At 72.3% G+C, this 14,700-nt stretch carries 13 protein-coding genes; 9 read left to right on the forward strand and 4 right to left on the reverse strand.

All coding sequences use genetic code 11. From position 1 onward, the window contains the following. Window positions 1–66 precede the first annotated feature (66 nt). Window positions 67–1,428: an NAD(P)/FAD-dependent oxidoreductase gene (locus ACFWEE_RS06705; RefSeq protein WP_386886976.1), complete on the forward strand. Its 1,362-nt coding sequence runs from the start codon at window positions 67–69 to the stop codon at window positions 1,426–1,428. Between the two features lie 198 nt (window positions 1,429–1,626). On the opposite strand, the gene ACFWEE_RS06710 is transcribed toward ACFWEE_RS06705, so the two are convergent. Both ACFWEE_RS06710 and ACFWEE_RS06715 read right to left on the reverse strand, forming a co-directional pair. Beyond that, entirely contained in the window at window positions 1,627–3,186 is a 1,560-nt protein-coding gene (locus tag ACFWEE_RS06710; RefSeq protein WP_386886978.1) for an ATP-dependent DNA ligase, read from the reverse strand. Between the two features lie 91 nt (window positions 3,187–3,277). Then, a complete protein-coding gene (locus ACFWEE_RS06715) occupies window positions 3,278–4,069 on the reverse strand; it encodes a metal-dependent hydrolase (protein WP_386886980.1) in 792 nt (263 codons plus the stop codon). 137 nt (window positions 4,070–4,206) lie between these two features. On the opposite strand from ACFWEE_RS06715, the gene ACFWEE_RS06720 reads away from it, so the two are divergent. The 3 genes from ACFWEE_RS06720 to ACFWEE_RS06730 all read left to right on the forward strand — a co-directional run bounded on the left by ACFWEE_RS06720 (window position 4,207) and on the right by ACFWEE_RS06730 (window position 9,014). Then, a complete protein-coding gene (locus tag ACFWEE_RS06720) occupies window positions 4,207–6,720 on the forward strand; it encodes a DEAD/DEAH box helicase (protein ID WP_386886982.1) in 2,514 nt (837 codons plus the stop codon). A gap of 49 nt (window positions 6,721–6,769) precedes the next feature. Continuing rightward, the gene (locus tag ACFWEE_RS06725) at window positions 6,770–7,642 is read left to right on the forward strand and encodes an acyl-CoA thioesterase (protein WP_386886984.1); all 873 of its coding nucleotides are present in this window, start codon (window positions 6,770–6,772) and stop codon (window positions 7,640–7,642) included. 178 nt (window positions 7,643–7,820) lie between these two features. After that, window positions 7,821–9,014 carry an esterase-like activity of phytase family protein gene (locus ACFWEE_RS06730; protein WP_386886986.1) on the forward strand — a complete coding sequence of 398 codons (1,194 nt, stop codon included), beginning with the start codon at window positions 7,821–7,823 and terminating at the stop codon, window positions 9,012–9,014. A 298-nt stretch (window positions 9,015–9,312) separates the two neighbouring features. On the opposite strand, the gene ACFWEE_RS06735 is transcribed toward ACFWEE_RS06730, so the two are convergent. Beyond that, window positions 9,313–9,558: a DUF6011 domain-containing protein gene (locus ACFWEE_RS06735; protein ID WP_386886988.1), complete on the reverse strand. Its 246-nt coding sequence runs from the start codon at window positions 9,556–9,558 to the stop codon at window positions 9,313–9,315. A gap of 203 nt (window positions 9,559–9,761) precedes the next feature. Between ACFWEE_RS06735 and ACFWEE_RS06740 the strand changes: the two genes are divergently transcribed. After that, window positions 9,762–10,727 (forward strand): DUF389 domain-containing protein, encoded by a 966-nt coding sequence (locus ACFWEE_RS06740; protein WP_386886990.1) that lies wholly within the window; start codon window positions 9,762–9,764, stop codon window positions 10,725–10,727. A 162-nt stretch (window positions 10,728–10,889) separates the two neighbouring features. Next, window positions 10,890–12,323: a DUF2252 domain-containing protein gene (locus ACFWEE_RS06745; RefSeq protein WP_386886992.1), complete on the forward strand. Its 1,434-nt coding sequence runs from the start codon at window positions 10,890–10,892 to the stop codon at window positions 12,321–12,323. Between the two features lie 73 nt (window positions 12,324–12,396). On the opposite strand, the gene ACFWEE_RS06750 is transcribed toward ACFWEE_RS06745, so the two are convergent. Beyond that, window positions 12,397–12,795, reverse strand: a complete 399-nt coding sequence (locus ACFWEE_RS06750; protein ID WP_386886994.1) for a hypothetical protein — start codon at window positions 12,793–12,795, stop codon at window positions 12,397–12,399. Window positions 12,796–12,959: 164 nt separating this feature from the next. Between ACFWEE_RS06750 and ACFWEE_RS06755 the strand changes: the two genes are divergently transcribed. The 3 genes from ACFWEE_RS06755 to ACFWEE_RS06765 are packed head-to-tail and all read left to right on the forward strand — an operon-like array spanning window position 12,960 to window position 14,649. Continuing rightward, window positions 12,960–13,535, forward strand: a complete 576-nt coding sequence (locus ACFWEE_RS06755) for a helix-turn-helix domain-containing protein (protein ID WP_386886996.1) — start codon at window positions 12,960–12,962, stop codon at window positions 13,533–13,535. Window positions 13,536–13,549: 14 nt separating this feature from the next. After that, complete coding sequence (locus ACFWEE_RS06760; protein ID WP_386886998.1) at window positions 13,550–14,128, forward strand: GNAT family N-acetyltransferase; 579 nt, start codon at window positions 13,550–13,552, stop codon at window positions 14,126–14,128. Between the two features lie 32 nt (window positions 14,129–14,160). Next, entirely contained in the window at window positions 14,161–14,649 is a 489-nt protein-coding gene (locus ACFWEE_RS06765; RefSeq protein WP_386887000.1) for a glutathione peroxidase, read from the forward strand. Window positions 14,650–14,700 lie beyond the last annotated feature (51 nt).

Raw genomic sequence — 14,700 nt, forward strand, 5'->3', positions numbered from 1 at the left:
GGTGACCCGCCCGGACTTCGGGGCAGGTGAGACACGACCGCGTAAGCCTGAGAAGGGACGCACACCGTGGCACCACCCAGGATTCTCGTCGTCGGCGCCGGCTTCGCCGGGGTCGAGTGCGTGCGCCGTCTGGAGCGTCGGCTCTCGCCGGGAGAAGCGCAGATCACGCTCGTCACCCCGTTCTCGTACCAGCTCTACCTGCCGCTTCTGCCGCAGGTCGCCTCGGGCGTGCTCACCCCTCAGTCGGTGGCCGTCTCGCTGCGGCGCAGCAGCCGCCACCGCACCCGGATCGTGCCGGGCGGGGCGATCGGCGTGGACACCAAGGCGAAGATCTGCGTGATCCGCAAGATCACGGACGAGATCGTGAACGAGCCGTACGACTACATCGTGCTCGCCGCCGGAAGTGTGACCCGGACGTTCGACATCCCGGGTCTGCTGGACCACGCCCGGGGCATGAAGACGCTCGCCGAGGCCGCGTACGTACGGGACCACGTCATCGAGCAGCTCGACGTGGCCGACGCCAGCCAGGACGAGGCGGAGCGCGCCTCGCGACTCCAGTTCGTCGTGGTGGGCGGCGGGTACGCCGGGACCGAGACGGCCGCCTGTCTGCAGCGGCTGACGACCAACGCGGTGAAGCACTACCCGCGGCTGGACCCGAAGCTGATCAAGTGGCATCTGATCGACATCGCCCCGAAGCTCATGCCGGAGCTGGGCGACAAGCTCGGTGTCAGCGCCATGAAGATCCTGCGCAAGCGCGGCATCGAGGTGTCGCTCGGCGTGTCGATCGCGAAGGCGGGCGGGGAGGAGGTCACCTTCACGGACGGCCGGGTGCTGCCCTGCCGCACCCTGATCTGGACGGCGGGGGTGGCCGCGAGCCCGCTGATCGCCACGCTGGGCGCGGAGACCGTGCGCGGCCGGCTGGCGGTGAACGCGGAGATGGCGCTGCCGGGCGCGGACGGGGTGTTCGCCCTGGGCGACGCGGCGGCGGTGCCCGATCTCGCGAAGGGCGACGGGGCGGTCTGCCCGCCGACCGCGCAGCACGCGATGCGCCAGGGCCGGATCGTGGCGGACAACGTCCTCGCGTCCCTGCGCGGCGGCACCCTCCAGCCGTACGTGCACAAGGACCTGGGGCTGGTCGTGGACCTCGGTGGCCGGGACGCGGTCTCCAAGCCGCTCGGGATCGAGCTGCAGGGCATCCCCGCGCAGGCGGTGGCCCGCGGCTACCACTGGTCGGCGCTGCGGACGAACGTCGCGAAGACCCGGGTGCTCACCAACTGGCTGCTGAACGCGGTCGCCGGTGACGACTTCGTCCGTACCGGTTTCCAGTCGCGCAAGCCGGCGACGCTGCGGGACTTCGAGTACACGGACGCCTATCTGAGCCCCGAGGAACTGGTGGCGCGTACGGAGTCCGCCGCGAAGCGGAAGTGACGTTTCACCACCGTGGGAGGGCGTCGCCCGGGAGGTCTCCGGGCTGCGCCCTCCGGCGCGTGCGGGTTCGGCCGGGCAGGTGCGGACTCAGGTGCGCGAGCGGAGTCGGGTGTACGCGGACCGGGTGCGCGCGGAGTCGGGGGTACGCGGACCGGGTGCGCGCGGAGTCAGGTGTACGCGGACCAGGTGCGCGCGGAGTCAGGTGTGCTGCGCGAGGACGGTGGCCACGGTGTCCGCCTCCTCCGGACGCTTGTCCTCGCGGTAGCGGACGACGCGGGCGAAGCGCAGGGTGACACCGGCCGGGTAGCGGGTGGAGCGCTGGAGGCCGTCGTAGGCGATCTCCACGACGAGCTCCGGGCGGACGGTCACCACACGCCCGTCGTCGCCGGTGGAGAGCGCGAGCAGGCGTTCGGTCTGCCAGGCGAGCAGCTGGTCGGTGAGCCCCTTGAACGTCTTGCCGAGCATGACCGGGTCGCCGTCCGGGCCCAGCGCGGCGAGGTGCAGGTTGGAGAGCTTCCCGGTACGCCGGCCGCTGCCCCACTCGACGGCCGTCACCAGGAGGTCGAGGGTGTGCACGGGCTTGACCTTGAGCCAGGACGCGCCCCGCCGGCCCGCGCTGTAGGGGGCGGCGAGATCCTTGACGACCACGCCTTCGTGGCCGCGCTCCAGGGTCGCGGCGAAGAAGGCGTCGGCGGCGTCCCGGGCCCCGGGGTCCGCCCCGGTGTCCGGCCCGGTCCCGGTCGGGCCGGTGACCAGGGTGCGGCGCACCCGCATCCCCTCGGGGACCAGGCGGGCGAGGGCATCGTGCCGTTCGGCGAACGCCCGGTCGAGAAGGTCCTCGTCGTCCACGAGCAGGACGTCGAAGAAGACCGGGACCACCGGGAGTTCCGCGGCGGCCCGTGCCACGTCGCGCCGTGAGCCCACCCGGGCGGCGATCTCCTGGAACGGGCGCGGCCGGCCGTCCGGGCCGAGGGCGATCACCTCGCCGTCGAGGACGAAGCGCTCGCCGGGAAACCCGGCGACGGCGGTGACCAGGTCGGGGAGCCGGTCGGTGATGTCGTCCAGGGTGCGGGTCCACACGCGTACACCGGTGGCGTCCCGGTGCACCTGTACACGGATGCCGTCGAGCTTCTCCTCGACCGCGCAGCCGCCCAGCTTGTCGATCGCCTCCCCCACCGAGCCGGCGCTCTGCGCGAGCATCGGGTGGACCGGGCGGCCCACCGTGAGCCGGAAGCGGGCGAGCGCCCCGGGGCCGTCCGCGAGCAGGGCGACCGCGACGTCCCTCAGCGAGCCGGCGAGCATGACGGCCCGGCGTACCTCGGCGCCCGCCGCGCCGGACGCGCGGGCCAGCGCGTCCACGGCGATGGCGTCCAGCGCTCCCTGGCGCAGCTCGCCCAGGAGCAGGGCGCGCAGGAAGTGCTGCTCGTCGGCGGTGGCCGCGCCCAGCAGCCCGCGCAGCCGCTCCGCCCGGGCGGCCCGGGAGCCGGGGCCGGTCAGCGCTCCGATCGCGGTCAGCTCGGCGTCGGTGTGCGCGACGGTGAGGGTGGGCGCGGCGGCGGGCGCGGGCAGGTCGCCGAGAGCGGACCAGCCGATGCCGAGCCGCCCCTGCGGCAGCCGTCCGGCGAGGTACGGGATGGCGACGGGGACGTCCTCGGAGGCCGCGTCCCGGAAGAGGCCGGCCAGGAGCTCGACCTTCCGGTTCCTGGCGGGGGCCCCGGCGACCTGGAGCGAGACCTGGGCGAGCCGGATGAGCAGCATGGGCCCATCGTCCTACGGGGAGGCGCGGGCCGCCCGGAGAGGAGTTCCGGCTCCGGGCGGCCGGCGGGCCACGCATCGGTTCGGGTGAGGGTCAGATGATGTTGAGGGCGCCCGCGGCGCCGATTCCGCCGAGCACCATGAACGCGGGCATCAGCACCTTCAGCTCCACCCAGCTGCCGGCCCGGAACCGCATGGCCTTCGGCGGGCCCAGCGCGTACCAGCGCTTGCGGCCGAGGGGGATCGGCCAGAGGATCGGGCAGCCCGAGACGGTCAGCGCGTCGCCGATGTCGTGGACGAGGGCGCCGAGGACGATCGGCAGCCCGAGCCACATGTACTCCTGGCCGGGTGCGTCGAAGAACCAGTCCGAGCCGTGGCCGGGCTGGTCCAGCACGCCCGCGAGAATCCAGGCGCTGGTCGCCCCGAGCATCCAGACGAGTACGTCGCTGGAGACGCGGGCGGCCCGCCAGAGCAGGCCCTCGACGGCGAGCACCAGATGGACGAAGAGGATCGCGAGGACCGCCCAGCGCCCCCCGAGGATCGCGGCGCCCGAGGCTCCCGCTCCGATGAGGACGGCCCACAGCCAGGTGTGGGTCAGGGTCCGGTGGCCGCCGTTGCGCCGGGGGTCGCCGGGGCCGCGGGTGGCCTTGTACACGGAGTGGGAGATCTTGTCGACGACCTCGCAGAGCCCCTTGGAGACCGGTCCGAAGGCCCGGGAGATGGTGGCCGACTTGTGGTCGAGGTCGGGGGCGAGCGCGGCGCCCGCCGTGATCAGCGCGCCGACGACCAGAACGGGCCAGGGCATGGTGTGCCCCGCGGCGGCGGCTGCCGCGCCCACCCCGAGCCAGGCCGCCGCCCCGGACAGTGAGTGTGCCGGTCCCATCATGGTGTTTTCCGCCCCCAGAACGTGGTGCGGCCGACGCCGGTGCGGTGCGGCCGAGTTGAGTGGGCAGCGTACCGCCCGTGATCTTCGTACGGCCGTCCGGTTCCCTCTTCCGGGCGGAAGGCAGGCAAGATGGGGGCGTGACCCTTATCGATCAGCTGCCCACGACCGCAGACCCGGACGCTCTCTTCGAGGCTTTCTCCTCGTGGACCGAGAGTCGGGGAATCGTCCTCTACCCCGCTCAGGAGGAGGCGCTGATCGAGGTGGTCTCCGGGGCGAACGTCATCCTGTCCACGCCGACCGGCTCGGGCAAGAGCCTGGTGGCCGCGGGTGCGCACTTCACGGCGCTGGCGCAGGACAAGGTCACCTTCTACACCGCTCCGATCAAGGCGCTGGTCTCGGAGAAGTTCTTCGACCTGTGCAAGCTCTTCGGCACGGAGAACGTCGGGATGCTGACGGGCGACGCCTCGGTCAACGCCGACGCGCCCGTCATCTGCTGCACGGCGGAGGTGCTGGCCTCGATCGCGCTGCGCGACGGCAAGTACGCCGACATCGGCCAGGTCGTGATGGACGAGTTCCACTTCTACGCGGAGCCCGACCGGGGCTGGGCGTGGCAGATCCCGCTGCTGGAGCTGCCGCAGGCCCAGTTCGTCCTGATGTCGGCGACCCTCGGCGACGTCACGATGTTCGAGAAGGACCTCACCCGGCGGACCGGCCGGCCGACGTCCGTGGTGCGTTCGGCGACCCGTCCGGTGCCGCTCAGCTACGAGTACCGCCTCACGCCGATCACCGAGACGCTGACGGAGCTTCTGGACACCCGGCAGTCCCCCGTCTACATCGTGCACTTCACGCAGGCCGCCGCCGTGGAACGGGCGCAGTCGCTGATGAGCATCAACATGTGCAGCAAGGAGGAGAAGGAGAAGATCGCCGACCTGATCGGCAACTTCCGCTTCACCACCAAGTTCGGCCAGAACCTCTCCCGGTACGTACGCCACGGCATCGGGGTCCACCACGCCGGCATGCTGCCCAAGTACCGCCGTCTGGTGGAGAAGCTCGCGCAGGCGGGCCTGCTGAAGGTGATCTGCGGCACGGACACCCTCGGTGTCGGGGTCAACGTCCCGATCCGCACGGTGCTGTTCACGGCGCTCACCAAGTACGACGGCACCCGGGTGCGTACGCTGCGGGCGCGTGAGTTCCACCAGATCGCCGGGCGGGCCGGGCGGGCCGGTTTCGACACGGCCGGGTTCGTCGTGGCGCAGGCTCCCGAGCACGTCATCGAGAACGAGAAGGCCGTCAAGAAGGCGGGCGACGACCCGAAGAAGAAGCGCAAGGTCGTCCGGAAGAAGGCTCCCGAGGGCTTCGTCGCCTGGTCGGAGACGACCTTCGACAAGCTGATCCAGTCCGATCCGGAGCCGCTCACCTCCCGCTTCCGGGTCACCCACACCATGCTGCTGTCGGTCATCGCCCGACCCGGCAACGCCTTCAAGGCGATGCGTCACCTGCTGGAGGACAACCACGAGCCGCGCAGGGCCCAGTTGCGGCACATCCGGCGGGCCATCGCCATCTACCGCTCGCTGCTCGACGGCGGTGTGGTGGAGCAGCTCGCGGAGCCGGACGCCGAGGGCCGGATCGTCCGGCTGACCGTGGACCTCCAGCAGGACTTCGCACTCAACCAGCCGCTCTCCACTTTCGCGCTCGCCGCGTTCGACCTGCTGGACGCCGAATCCCCGTCGTACGCGCTGGACATGGTCTCCGTCGTCGAGTCGACCCTCGACGACCCGCGCCAGATCCTCGCCGCCCAGCAGAACAAGGCGCGGGGCGAGGCGGTCGGGCAGATGAAGGCGGACGGCGTCGAGTACGAGGAGCGCATGGAACGGCTCCAGGAGGTCACGTACCCGAAGCCGCTGGGCGAGCTGCTGTGGCACGCCTACGACGTGTACCGCAAGAGCCACCCGTGGGTCGGGGACCACCCGGTGTCGCCGAAGTCGGTGATCCGGGACATGTACGAACGCGCCATGACCTTCACGGAGTTCACCTCCAACTACGAGCTGGCCCGGACCGAGGGCATCGTGCTGCGCTACCTCGCGAGCGCGTACAAGGCGCTGGAGCACACGATCCCGGACGACCTCAAGTCCGAGGACCTCGAGGACCTGATCGCCTGGCTCGGCGAGATGGTGCGCCAGGTGGACTCCAGCCTGCTGGACGAGTGGGAGCAGCTGGCCAACCCGGAGGTGGAGACCGCCGAGCAGGCGCAGGAGAAGGCCGACGAGGTCAAGCCGGTCACCGCGAACGCCCGCGCCTTCCGGGTGCTGGTGCGCAACGCGATGTTCCGCCGGGTCGAGCTGGCCGCGCTGGACCGGGTCCGGGACCTCGGCGAGATGGACGCGGACTCCGGCTGGGACGAGGACCGCTGGGGCGGGGCGATGGACGCCTACTGGGACGAGTTCGAGGAGCTGGGTACGGGCCCCGACGCGCGCGGCCCCAAGCTGCTGAAGATCGAGGAGGACCCGGCGCACGGGGTGTGGCGGGTCTGGCAGGCCTTCGCCGACCCGCGTGGCGACCACGACTGGGGCATCCGCGCGGAGGTGGATCTCGCGGCTTCCGACGAAGAAGGCCGCGCGGTCGTGCGCGTCACCGACGTGGGTCAGCTGTGAGCCCGGCCGCGACCGTGACGGCGGGGCCGCGAGAGTGGAGAAGAGACGCATGACGAACCCCGCCGAGCTCCTGGTCGGCCTGCTCGACCTGGAACGGATCGAGGTCAACATCTTCCGTGGCCGGAGCCCCGAGGAATCCCTCCAGCGGGTCTTCGGCGGCCAGGTCGCGGGCCAGGCTCTGGTCGCGGCCGGCCGGACCACCGACGGCGACCGGCCGGTGCACTCGCTGCACGCCTACTTCCTGCGTCCCGGGCGACCGGGCGTGCCGATCGTGTACCAGGTGGAGCGGGTGCGCGACGGCCGCTCCTTCACGACGCGGCGGGTCACGGCGGTGCAGGAGGGCCGGACGATCTTCAACCTGACGGCCTCCTTCCACCGGCCCGAGGAGGCGGCTTTCGAGCACCAGCTGCCGCCCGCCCGCGTCGTCCCGGACCCCGAGGAGCTGCCCACGGTCGCCGACGAGGTGCGCGAGCACCTGGGCGGGCTGCCCGAGGCGCTGGAGCGGATGGCCCGCCGCCAGCCGTTCGACATCCGATACGTGGACCGGCTGCGCTGGACCCCGGAGGAGGTCACCGGTGCGGAGCCGCGCAGCGCGGTGTGGATGCGCGCGGTCGGCCCGCTGGGCGACGACCCGCTGGTGCACACCTGCGCGCTGACGTACGCGAGCGACATGACGCTGCTGGACGCGGTCCGCCTCCCGGTGGAACCGCTGTGGGGCCCGCGCGGCTTCGACCTTGCCAGCCTGGATCACGCGATGTGGTTCCACCGCCCCTTCCGGGCCGACGAGTGGTTCCTGTACGACCAGGAATCGCCCATCGCCACCGGCGGCCGGGGTCTGGCCCGCGGCCGGATCTACGACCGGGAGGGCAACCTGCTGGTCTCGGTCGTGCAGGAGGGGCTGTTCCGGCGGCTGGGGGCGTAGTGACGAGACGCTGCTGACGTCTTCCGCCCCGTCGGGGCGGAGCGTCGGCCGGCGCCCGCACAGAAGTTGAGGCCCCATCAGGGCATCACCTCATCGGGGTATGCCTCACTCCTGTGCGCGGCAGGACCACACGGATGGGCGACTGTGCTGGGCGCCCGGCCGGACCAAGATCGATCGCATGAGATCCTCCTTGATCCGTCGCGCCTGCGCCGCCTCACTGTTGCTGGCGGCGGCCGTGGCCCCCGCCGTGGCGGCACAGTCCGACACCAGCCCCGCGCAGCCGTCCGCCGCACGGCCCGCCGCCGCGCCGCCCGCCGGGGCGCACGCCCGGCTGCTGGGCGAGAAGATCGTCCCGCGCGGGCTCTCCTTCGAGAACACGACGGTGGGCGGGCTGTCCGGCATCGACCGGAACCCCTGCACCGGCGAGTACGTCCTGATCAGCGACGACCGCTCGTACCTCCAGCCCGCTCGCTTCTACACCGCCGCCATCGCGGTGGACGGGGCCGGGGTCCACTCCGTCGACTTCACCTCCACCCACCCGTTCCTGCAGCCCGACGGCGCGGTATATCCACCCGCGAGTGCCAACGACGGCAAGGTCGTCGACCCGGAGGAGATCCGGGTCGACCCGCGTACCTGCCGCTACTGGTGGGCGCAGGAGGGCGACCGTCCGACGTCGGCCGCCTCGCCGGTGATCCAGCCGTCGATCCAGTTCGCCTCCCCCGCCGGCGCGTACCTGGGACGGCTGAGGCTGCCGCCCAACTACGTGATCACCCTGGACGACCGGGGTCTGCGGCGGAACAAGGCGGTGGAGGCGATCACCTTCGGGTCCGGGGACCGCGTCCTCACCAGTGCCGTCGAGGGCCCGCTCCTCCAGGACGGCCCGGAGCCCGACCTGGAGAACGGCGCGCTGGTCCGCGTCACCCAGCAGAGCCGGGGCGGGGACGTGCTCGCGCAGTACGCGTACCCGATCGAGAAGATCTTCACCGCCTCCGACCCGACCAGCCCGTGGCCCCCGGACACCGGCGTCCCGTCGATCCTCGCCTTCCCCGACGACCCGAGCCGCTACCTGGTGCTCGAACGCTCCTGGGTGGCCGGATCGGACTACAAGATCCGCCTGTACGACGCCACCACCCGGGGCGCGACCGACGTGCAGCGCGTCGACTCCCTGAGCGGACGGCGGGTCGTACCGATGCGCAAGAAGCTGGTCGCGGACTTCGACGACCTGAACCTCTCCACGGTCGACAACACCGAGGGCATGACCTGGGGCCCGGTCCTGCGGGGCGGCGAGCGCACCCTGTTGCTGGTCAGTGACGACAACTTCGCGAGCGACGCGGTGACGCAGATCGTGGCGCTCGGCATCCGCACGCGCTGAGAGCCACGCACCCGCCGGGAAGCCGGTGACCGTCGCCGGGTGGGGGCGTCCTGGGGCCCTGGGGCGCCCCTTCCCACGTGTCCGGCGGCAGCCCCGGTCCTCGGTGAACGTGGCCTTCGCGCCGGTGTGGCGGTGGCCGAAGGGGTACGGGACGCCGGACGCGCGAGCCCGGCCGAGGAACATCCCGCGGTCGTAGCCACCCCGACTCGCCCAGGTCCGCGGCCCACTGCGGAAACGTCATGCGTACATCCGTTTCCGGACCGGGACAGGGGCGACGGCGGACCGCTCCCCGGACCGCTCACAGCCCCGGCAGCGGCTCCTGGTCGGCCTCCCGGCGGCGGGCGCGGGTGTCCGGGCGGGCGGGGTGGAGTTTCGCGTCGCAGGTGGGGCCGAGACCGCTCCGGCGGGAGCCCGTGCCGGTGAGCGGGCGTCCGCAGAGACGGCAGCGGACGAGGGGGCGTTCCGGGCCGCCGTCCCGCACGGCGTCCCGGCCGGCGGCGGCCGGCACCGGCGAAGGACCGGGGAAAAGCTCGGGTGACTCCATGGAGCGGAATTCTTCCAGGAGCCAGTGACAGCCGGCTCGGCCGCGCGCTACCGATCCCCGCCCCCGCGCGGGCTCGCGCCGCCGTCCGGCCGGATTGCCGGGAAGGGGCGTACGGCCTTGACTGAGAGATCCCGCGCGCGGATACGGCGCGGGCGGGCCGCGCGGAACAAAATCGGCGGGGCTGACCGAGCGAGAGGTACGCGATGGATCTGATCCACGTCCGCGCGGTGAGCCCGCCGGGCCTGACCGGCCGGGTCGTGGCGCTGCTCGCCGACGACCCGTGCGTCCTCAACCTGATCGTGCAGCCGGGGGCCGCCCGCAACCCGGACGGCGACGCGATCGCCTGTGACGTTCTGACGGGAGGCGCCAACCAGGTGCTCCGGGAGCTGCGGGACATCCGTCTGGACCAGCTCGGCTCGATCGTCGTGGAACCGGTGGACATGGCGTTCTCGGGACGGGCCGAGGCGGGCGGGCGCGAGGACACGGGTCCCCTCGCGCGGGCCCCCGTCTGGGAGCAGGTGGAAGCGCGCATCCGGGCCGAGGCCCGGTATCCGCCGAGCTTCTATCTGTATCTGGTCGTCGCCGGTCTGATCGGCTCGGTGGGGATCGTCACCAACTCGCAGATCCTGATCGTGGGGGCCATGGTCGTCGGCCCCGAGTACGGGGCGATCGTCAGCATCGCGCTGGGCATCGACCAGGGCGACCGGGTCACGATCCGCAGAGGGCTGAAGGCACTCGGTGCGGGGCTGCTGCTGACCGTGCTGGTCACCTTCCTCTTCAGCCTGGTGATCCGGGGCTTCGGCTTCCAGTCGAAGGCCTTCGAGGCGGGGGTGCGCCCGGTGTCCGATCTGATCAACACCCCCAACTTCTTCTCGGTGGCGGTGGCGACGCTGGCGGGCGTCGTCGGCATCGTGTCGCTCACCGAGGCGCGGACGAGCGCGCTGCTCGGGGTGTTCATCTCGGTCACGACCATCCCGGCCGCCGCCGACATCGCCGTCTCCGTCGCCTTCACCAGCTGGCAGGAGGCGTGGGGGTCGCTGGTCCAGCTCCTGGTGAACATCGTGGTCCTGGTCCTCGTCGGTACGGGCACCCTGCGGTGGCAGCGGGCGATCTGGCGGCGGGTCGCCCGGAGGCGTGCGGGTCCCGCCGGTGAGGCGGGGCACGGCTGACCGCCCGGGTCCCCCGCGCCTCGAACGTGCCGGACCGGGCGCCGCCGGGGATCATCGAAGGGACTCGGCAGGGCATGCGCACGCGCGAAGCCATGCGTCGACGTCGGAGTCGAGGGGGACACGTCAGCACCTCACTCCTCGGGGAAGTCAGGAGAGCCCGCCATGCCCCAGGACCGTCGTCCCGCCCCGCGCACCAGGCCGCGCGCCACCCCCGCCGAGCGGGCCGCCGCGGGCAAGGCCGTACGCCGGAGGGTCCCCCGGTCGGCTCACGCGGCGTTCGAGCCGTCCGCGCGCCGGTTCGATCCGTTGACGGTCCTGGAGACCCAGTCCGCGGCACGCGTCCCGGAGCTGGTGCCGCTCCGGTACGGCCGGATGACCGAGTCGCCGTTCCGTTTCTACCGGGGGGCCGCCGCGATCATGGCGGCGGACCTGGCCGGCACGCCGGACTCCGGGATCACGGCGCAGCTGTGCGGTGACGCGCACCTGCTGAACTTCCGGCTGCTGGCCTCGCCGGAGCGCAATCTCGTCTTCGACATCAACGACTTCGACGAGACGCTCCCCGGCCCGTGGGAGTGGGACGTGAAACGGCTCGCGGCCAGTCTCGTCATCGCCGCGCGGGCGAACGGGTTCTCGGACCGTGAGCGTGCGCACCTCGTACGGGCGTCCGTGCGGTCGTACCGGGAGTCGATGGTCCGGTTCGCCGCGATGCGCAATCTGGAGGTCTGGTACGCGAGGATCGACGAGGCGCAGCTGCGGGCCGTCGCGACGACGCAGCTGGCCGGGCGTGGCCGCAAGAACCTCGACCGCGCCCTGCTGAAGGCCCGCACCCGGGACAGCCGGCAGGTCCTCGCGAAGCTCACCGAGTGGTCCGGCGGCCGGCGGCGGATCCTGTCGGACCCGCCTCTGGTCGTACCGCTCACCGAGCTGGTGCCGGGCGCGGAGGCCGTCGAGACGGAGGAGCGGTTCCGCGGCCTCCTGCGGCGGTACGGCCGCAGTCTCCCCTCCGACCGCCGGGCGCTGCTCTCCGGCTTCCGGCTGGCGGACGTGGCCCGCAAGGTGGTCGGTGTGGGCAGCGTCGGCACGCGCTGCTGGATTCTGCTCCTGCTGGGCCGGGACGACGACGATCCGCTGTTCCTCCAGGCCAAGGAGGCCGACACCTCGGTCCTCGCCGACCACGTCGGGACGAGCCTCTACCGCAACCAGGGCGAACGCGTGGTGGCGGGACAGCGGCTGATGCAGGCGACGAGCGACATCTTCCTCGGCTGGGAGCGGGCGGAGGGTTTCGACGGCCGGCGCCGCGACTTCTACATCCGCCAGCTGCGCGACTGGAAGGGGATCGCGGAGCCGGAGCGGATGGTGCCCGAGGGGATGACGCTCTTCGGCGAGGTCTGCGGGGCGACCCTGGCCCGCGCCCACGCCAGGTCGGGCGACCGGATCGCCATCGCGGGGTACCTGGGGCGGAGCGACGCCTTCGACCGGGCCCTCGCCGAGTTCGCGGAGGCGTACGCGGACCGCAACGAGCGGGACCACGAGACGCTCGTCGCGGCGGTCCGCGCCGGGCGGCTGCCCGCCGAGGCCCCGCCGGGAACCGGGTGACACGCTCCGGTGACGTGCGTGCGCCCCGACTGCCTCGGCCGGCCGTCGGGGCGCACGCACGGGTGCACCGTCCTCAGGTGGTTCGCTCGGTGCGCGCGCACAGAGCCCAGATGACGAAGATGTTGATGGCGATGAGGATGATCGACCAGAACGGGTAGTACGGCAGCCAGAGGAAGTTGGCGACCGCGCCCAGCCCTGCCAGGACCACACCGACGAGCCGGGCCCACAACGCACCGGTGAACAGGGCGCATCCGGCCAGGACGATGACGATGCCCAGGATGAGATGGATCCATCCCCAGCCCGTGAGGTCCCACTGGAAGATGTAGTTGCGGGTGGTGACGAACACGTCGTCCTTGGCGATGGCGGCGATGCCCTCGAAGATCGCCATCGCTCCGCCGAAGATCATCAGAACCCCCGCGAACGCGGTCCATCCGGACTGGAACGCGGTGGTCTTCCGGGTGGTTCTGGCCATGTCGGCCTCCTTGCGGTACCCGAAGCCCCTGAGCGGCCCGAGCGGCGGGCCGGCGACGGTGCCCTCCTGCAAGCCTGGCACGCCGTCACCCGATCGGCATACGGACGGCATAAGGGACGGGGAGACACTTCACCCGTTCCCACTTACGGGATACGATCCCGAATATGAGAGAAGACAGCGAGGCGGAGTCCGCGGACCGCCGGCTGGCCGCCCGGCTCGCCTCTCTCCGGGCCGAGCACGGCTGGTCCCTGGACGAGCTGTCCGGCCTGACCGGCCTGAGCAGATCCACCCTGTCGCGGGTCGAACGCGGCGAACTGAGCCCGACCGCGGCTTCGCTGGGCCGGCTCTGCGCGGCGTACGGGCGGACGATGTCGCGCCTGCTGATGGAGGTCGAGGCCGAGCCGCCCCTCCTCGTGCCCGCCGGGGACCAGCAGGTCTGGTACGACGCGTCCGTCGGCTTCACCCGCCGGTCGGTGTCGCCGCCGCACCCGGGGCTGCGCGGCGAGATCGTCGAGGGCACCCTCGACCCGGGCGCGACGATCTCCTACGAGAACCCCCCGGTCCCCGGCATGGAACAGCACCTGTGGGTACGGGAAGGAGTGGTCGGGATCACCGTCGACGGGACCACGCACACCCTGGGCGCCGGCGACTGCCTGCGGTTCCGGCTGCGCGGCCCCTCCCGCTTCCACTGCCCGGGGCCGGAACGGACCCGTTACGTCCTGATCATCGTGATGCCGTGAAAGGAACCCTTCCCATGACCGAGATCGTCCCCGTGTCCGGCCCCGAACTCGTGACGTACGCGGACGAACTGGCCGCCCTCCTGGTGGACACCGTGCACGGCGGCGCGTCGGTCGGCTTCCTCGTCCCGCTCGACCGCGGCGACGCGGCCGACTGGTGGCGGGAGCGCGCCCGGGCCGTGGAGGAGGGCCGGCTGCGGGTCTGGATCGCCCGGGACGGTGAGCGTGTGGCGGGCACCGTGAGCCTCGTGCCCGCCCCGCTGCCGAACGCCCGCCACCGCGCCGAGGTCGCGAAGCTGATGGTCCGCCCGTCCGGCCGGGGACAAGGGCTCGGCCGGGCGGTGCTGACAGCCGTGGACGCCTGGGCGGCCTCGGCGGGCCTGTCGCTGCTGGTTCTGGACACCGAGACCGGGAGCGCGGCCGAACGGCTCTACCGGGCGGCAGGCTGGACGGAGTGCGGCTCGGTGCCGGGCTACGCGCAGGACGCGGCCGGGAGGCTCAAGGCCACGACCTACTACTACAAGGTCCCCGGGAACCCCGAGGCGGGCGCGGGCCCGGACGGCGCCGGGGCCACAATGGGCCCCGACGCCCCCTGACCGGGCGGCACTCTTGACGCGAGGAGTTACCGATGACGCTGCACGACATCCCCCTGCACACCCTGACCGGTGAGCCGACGACGCTGGGCGCCTGGAGCGGCAAGGCGGTGCTGCTGGTGAACGTCGCGTCCAAGTGCGGCCTCACGCCCCAGTACGAGGGCCTGGAGCGCCTGCAGAACACCTACGGCGCGCGTGGCTTCACCGTGCTGGGCGTGCCGTGCAACCAGTTCGCCGGGCAGGAGCCGGGTACCGCCGAGGAGATCCAGACCTTCTGCTCGACGACGTACGGGGTCAGCTTCCCGCTGCTGGCGAAGACCGACGTGAACGGCGACGGCCAACACCCGCTCTACACGGAGCTGACGAAGCTCGCCGACGCCGACGGCGAGGCCGGGGACGTGCAGTGGAACTTCGAGAAGTTCCTGATCTCCCCCGCCGGTGAGCCGGTCGCCCGCATCCGCCCGCGGACCGAGCCGGAGGCGCCCGAGGTCGTGGCCGCCATCGAGGCGCAGCTGCCCGCCTGACGGCCGCCGACGCGGACGGCCGGGGCGCCGGGGGGGACGTGCCCCCGGCGC

This window comes from Streptomyces sp. NPDC060184 (assembly GCF_042728795.1).
GTDB lineage: Bacteria > Actinomycetota > Actinomycetes > Streptomycetales > Streptomycetaceae > Streptomyces.

Coding starts and splice junctions, on each gene's coding strand:
- ACFWEE_RS06710 (WP_386886978.1), bottom strand. CDS start 3,186: ATGCTGCTCATCCGGCTCGCCCAGGTCTCGCTCCAGGTCGCCGGGGCC.
- ACFWEE_RS06715 (WP_386886980.1), bottom strand. CDS start 4,069: ATGATGGGACCGGCACACTCACTGTCCGGGGCGGCGGCCTGGCTCGGG.
- ACFWEE_RS06725 (WP_386886984.1), top strand. CDS start 6,770: ATGACGAACCCCGCCGAGCTCCTGGTCGGCCTGCTCGACCTGGAACGG.
- ACFWEE_RS06730 (WP_386886986.1), top strand. CDS start 7,821: ATGAGATCCTCCTTGATCCGTCGCGCCTGCGCCGCCTCACTGTTGCTG.
- ACFWEE_RS06735 (WP_386886988.1), bottom strand. CDS start 9,558: ATGGAGTCACCCGAGCTTTTCCCCGGTCCTTCGCCGGTGCCGGCCGCC.
- ACFWEE_RS06740 (WP_386886990.1), top strand. CDS start 9,762: ATGGATCTGATCCACGTCCGCGCGGTGAGCCCGCCGGGCCTGACCGGC.
- ACFWEE_RS06745 (WP_386886992.1), top strand. CDS start 10,890: ATGCCCCAGGACCGTCGTCCCGCCCCGCGCACCAGGCCGCGCGCCACC.
- ACFWEE_RS06750 (WP_386886994.1), bottom strand. CDS start 12,795: ATGGCCAGAACCACCCGGAAGACCACCGCGTTCCAGTCCGGATGGACC.
- ACFWEE_RS06755 (WP_386886996.1), top strand. CDS start 12,960: ATGAGAGAAGACAGCGAGGCGGAGTCCGCGGACCGCCGGCTGGCCGCC.
- ACFWEE_RS06760 (WP_386886998.1), top strand. CDS start 13,550: ATGACCGAGATCGTCCCCGTGTCCGGCCCCGAACTCGTGACGTACGCG.
- ACFWEE_RS06765 (WP_386887000.1), top strand. CDS start 14,161: ATGACGCTGCACGACATCCCCCTGCACACCCTGACCGGTGAGCCGACG.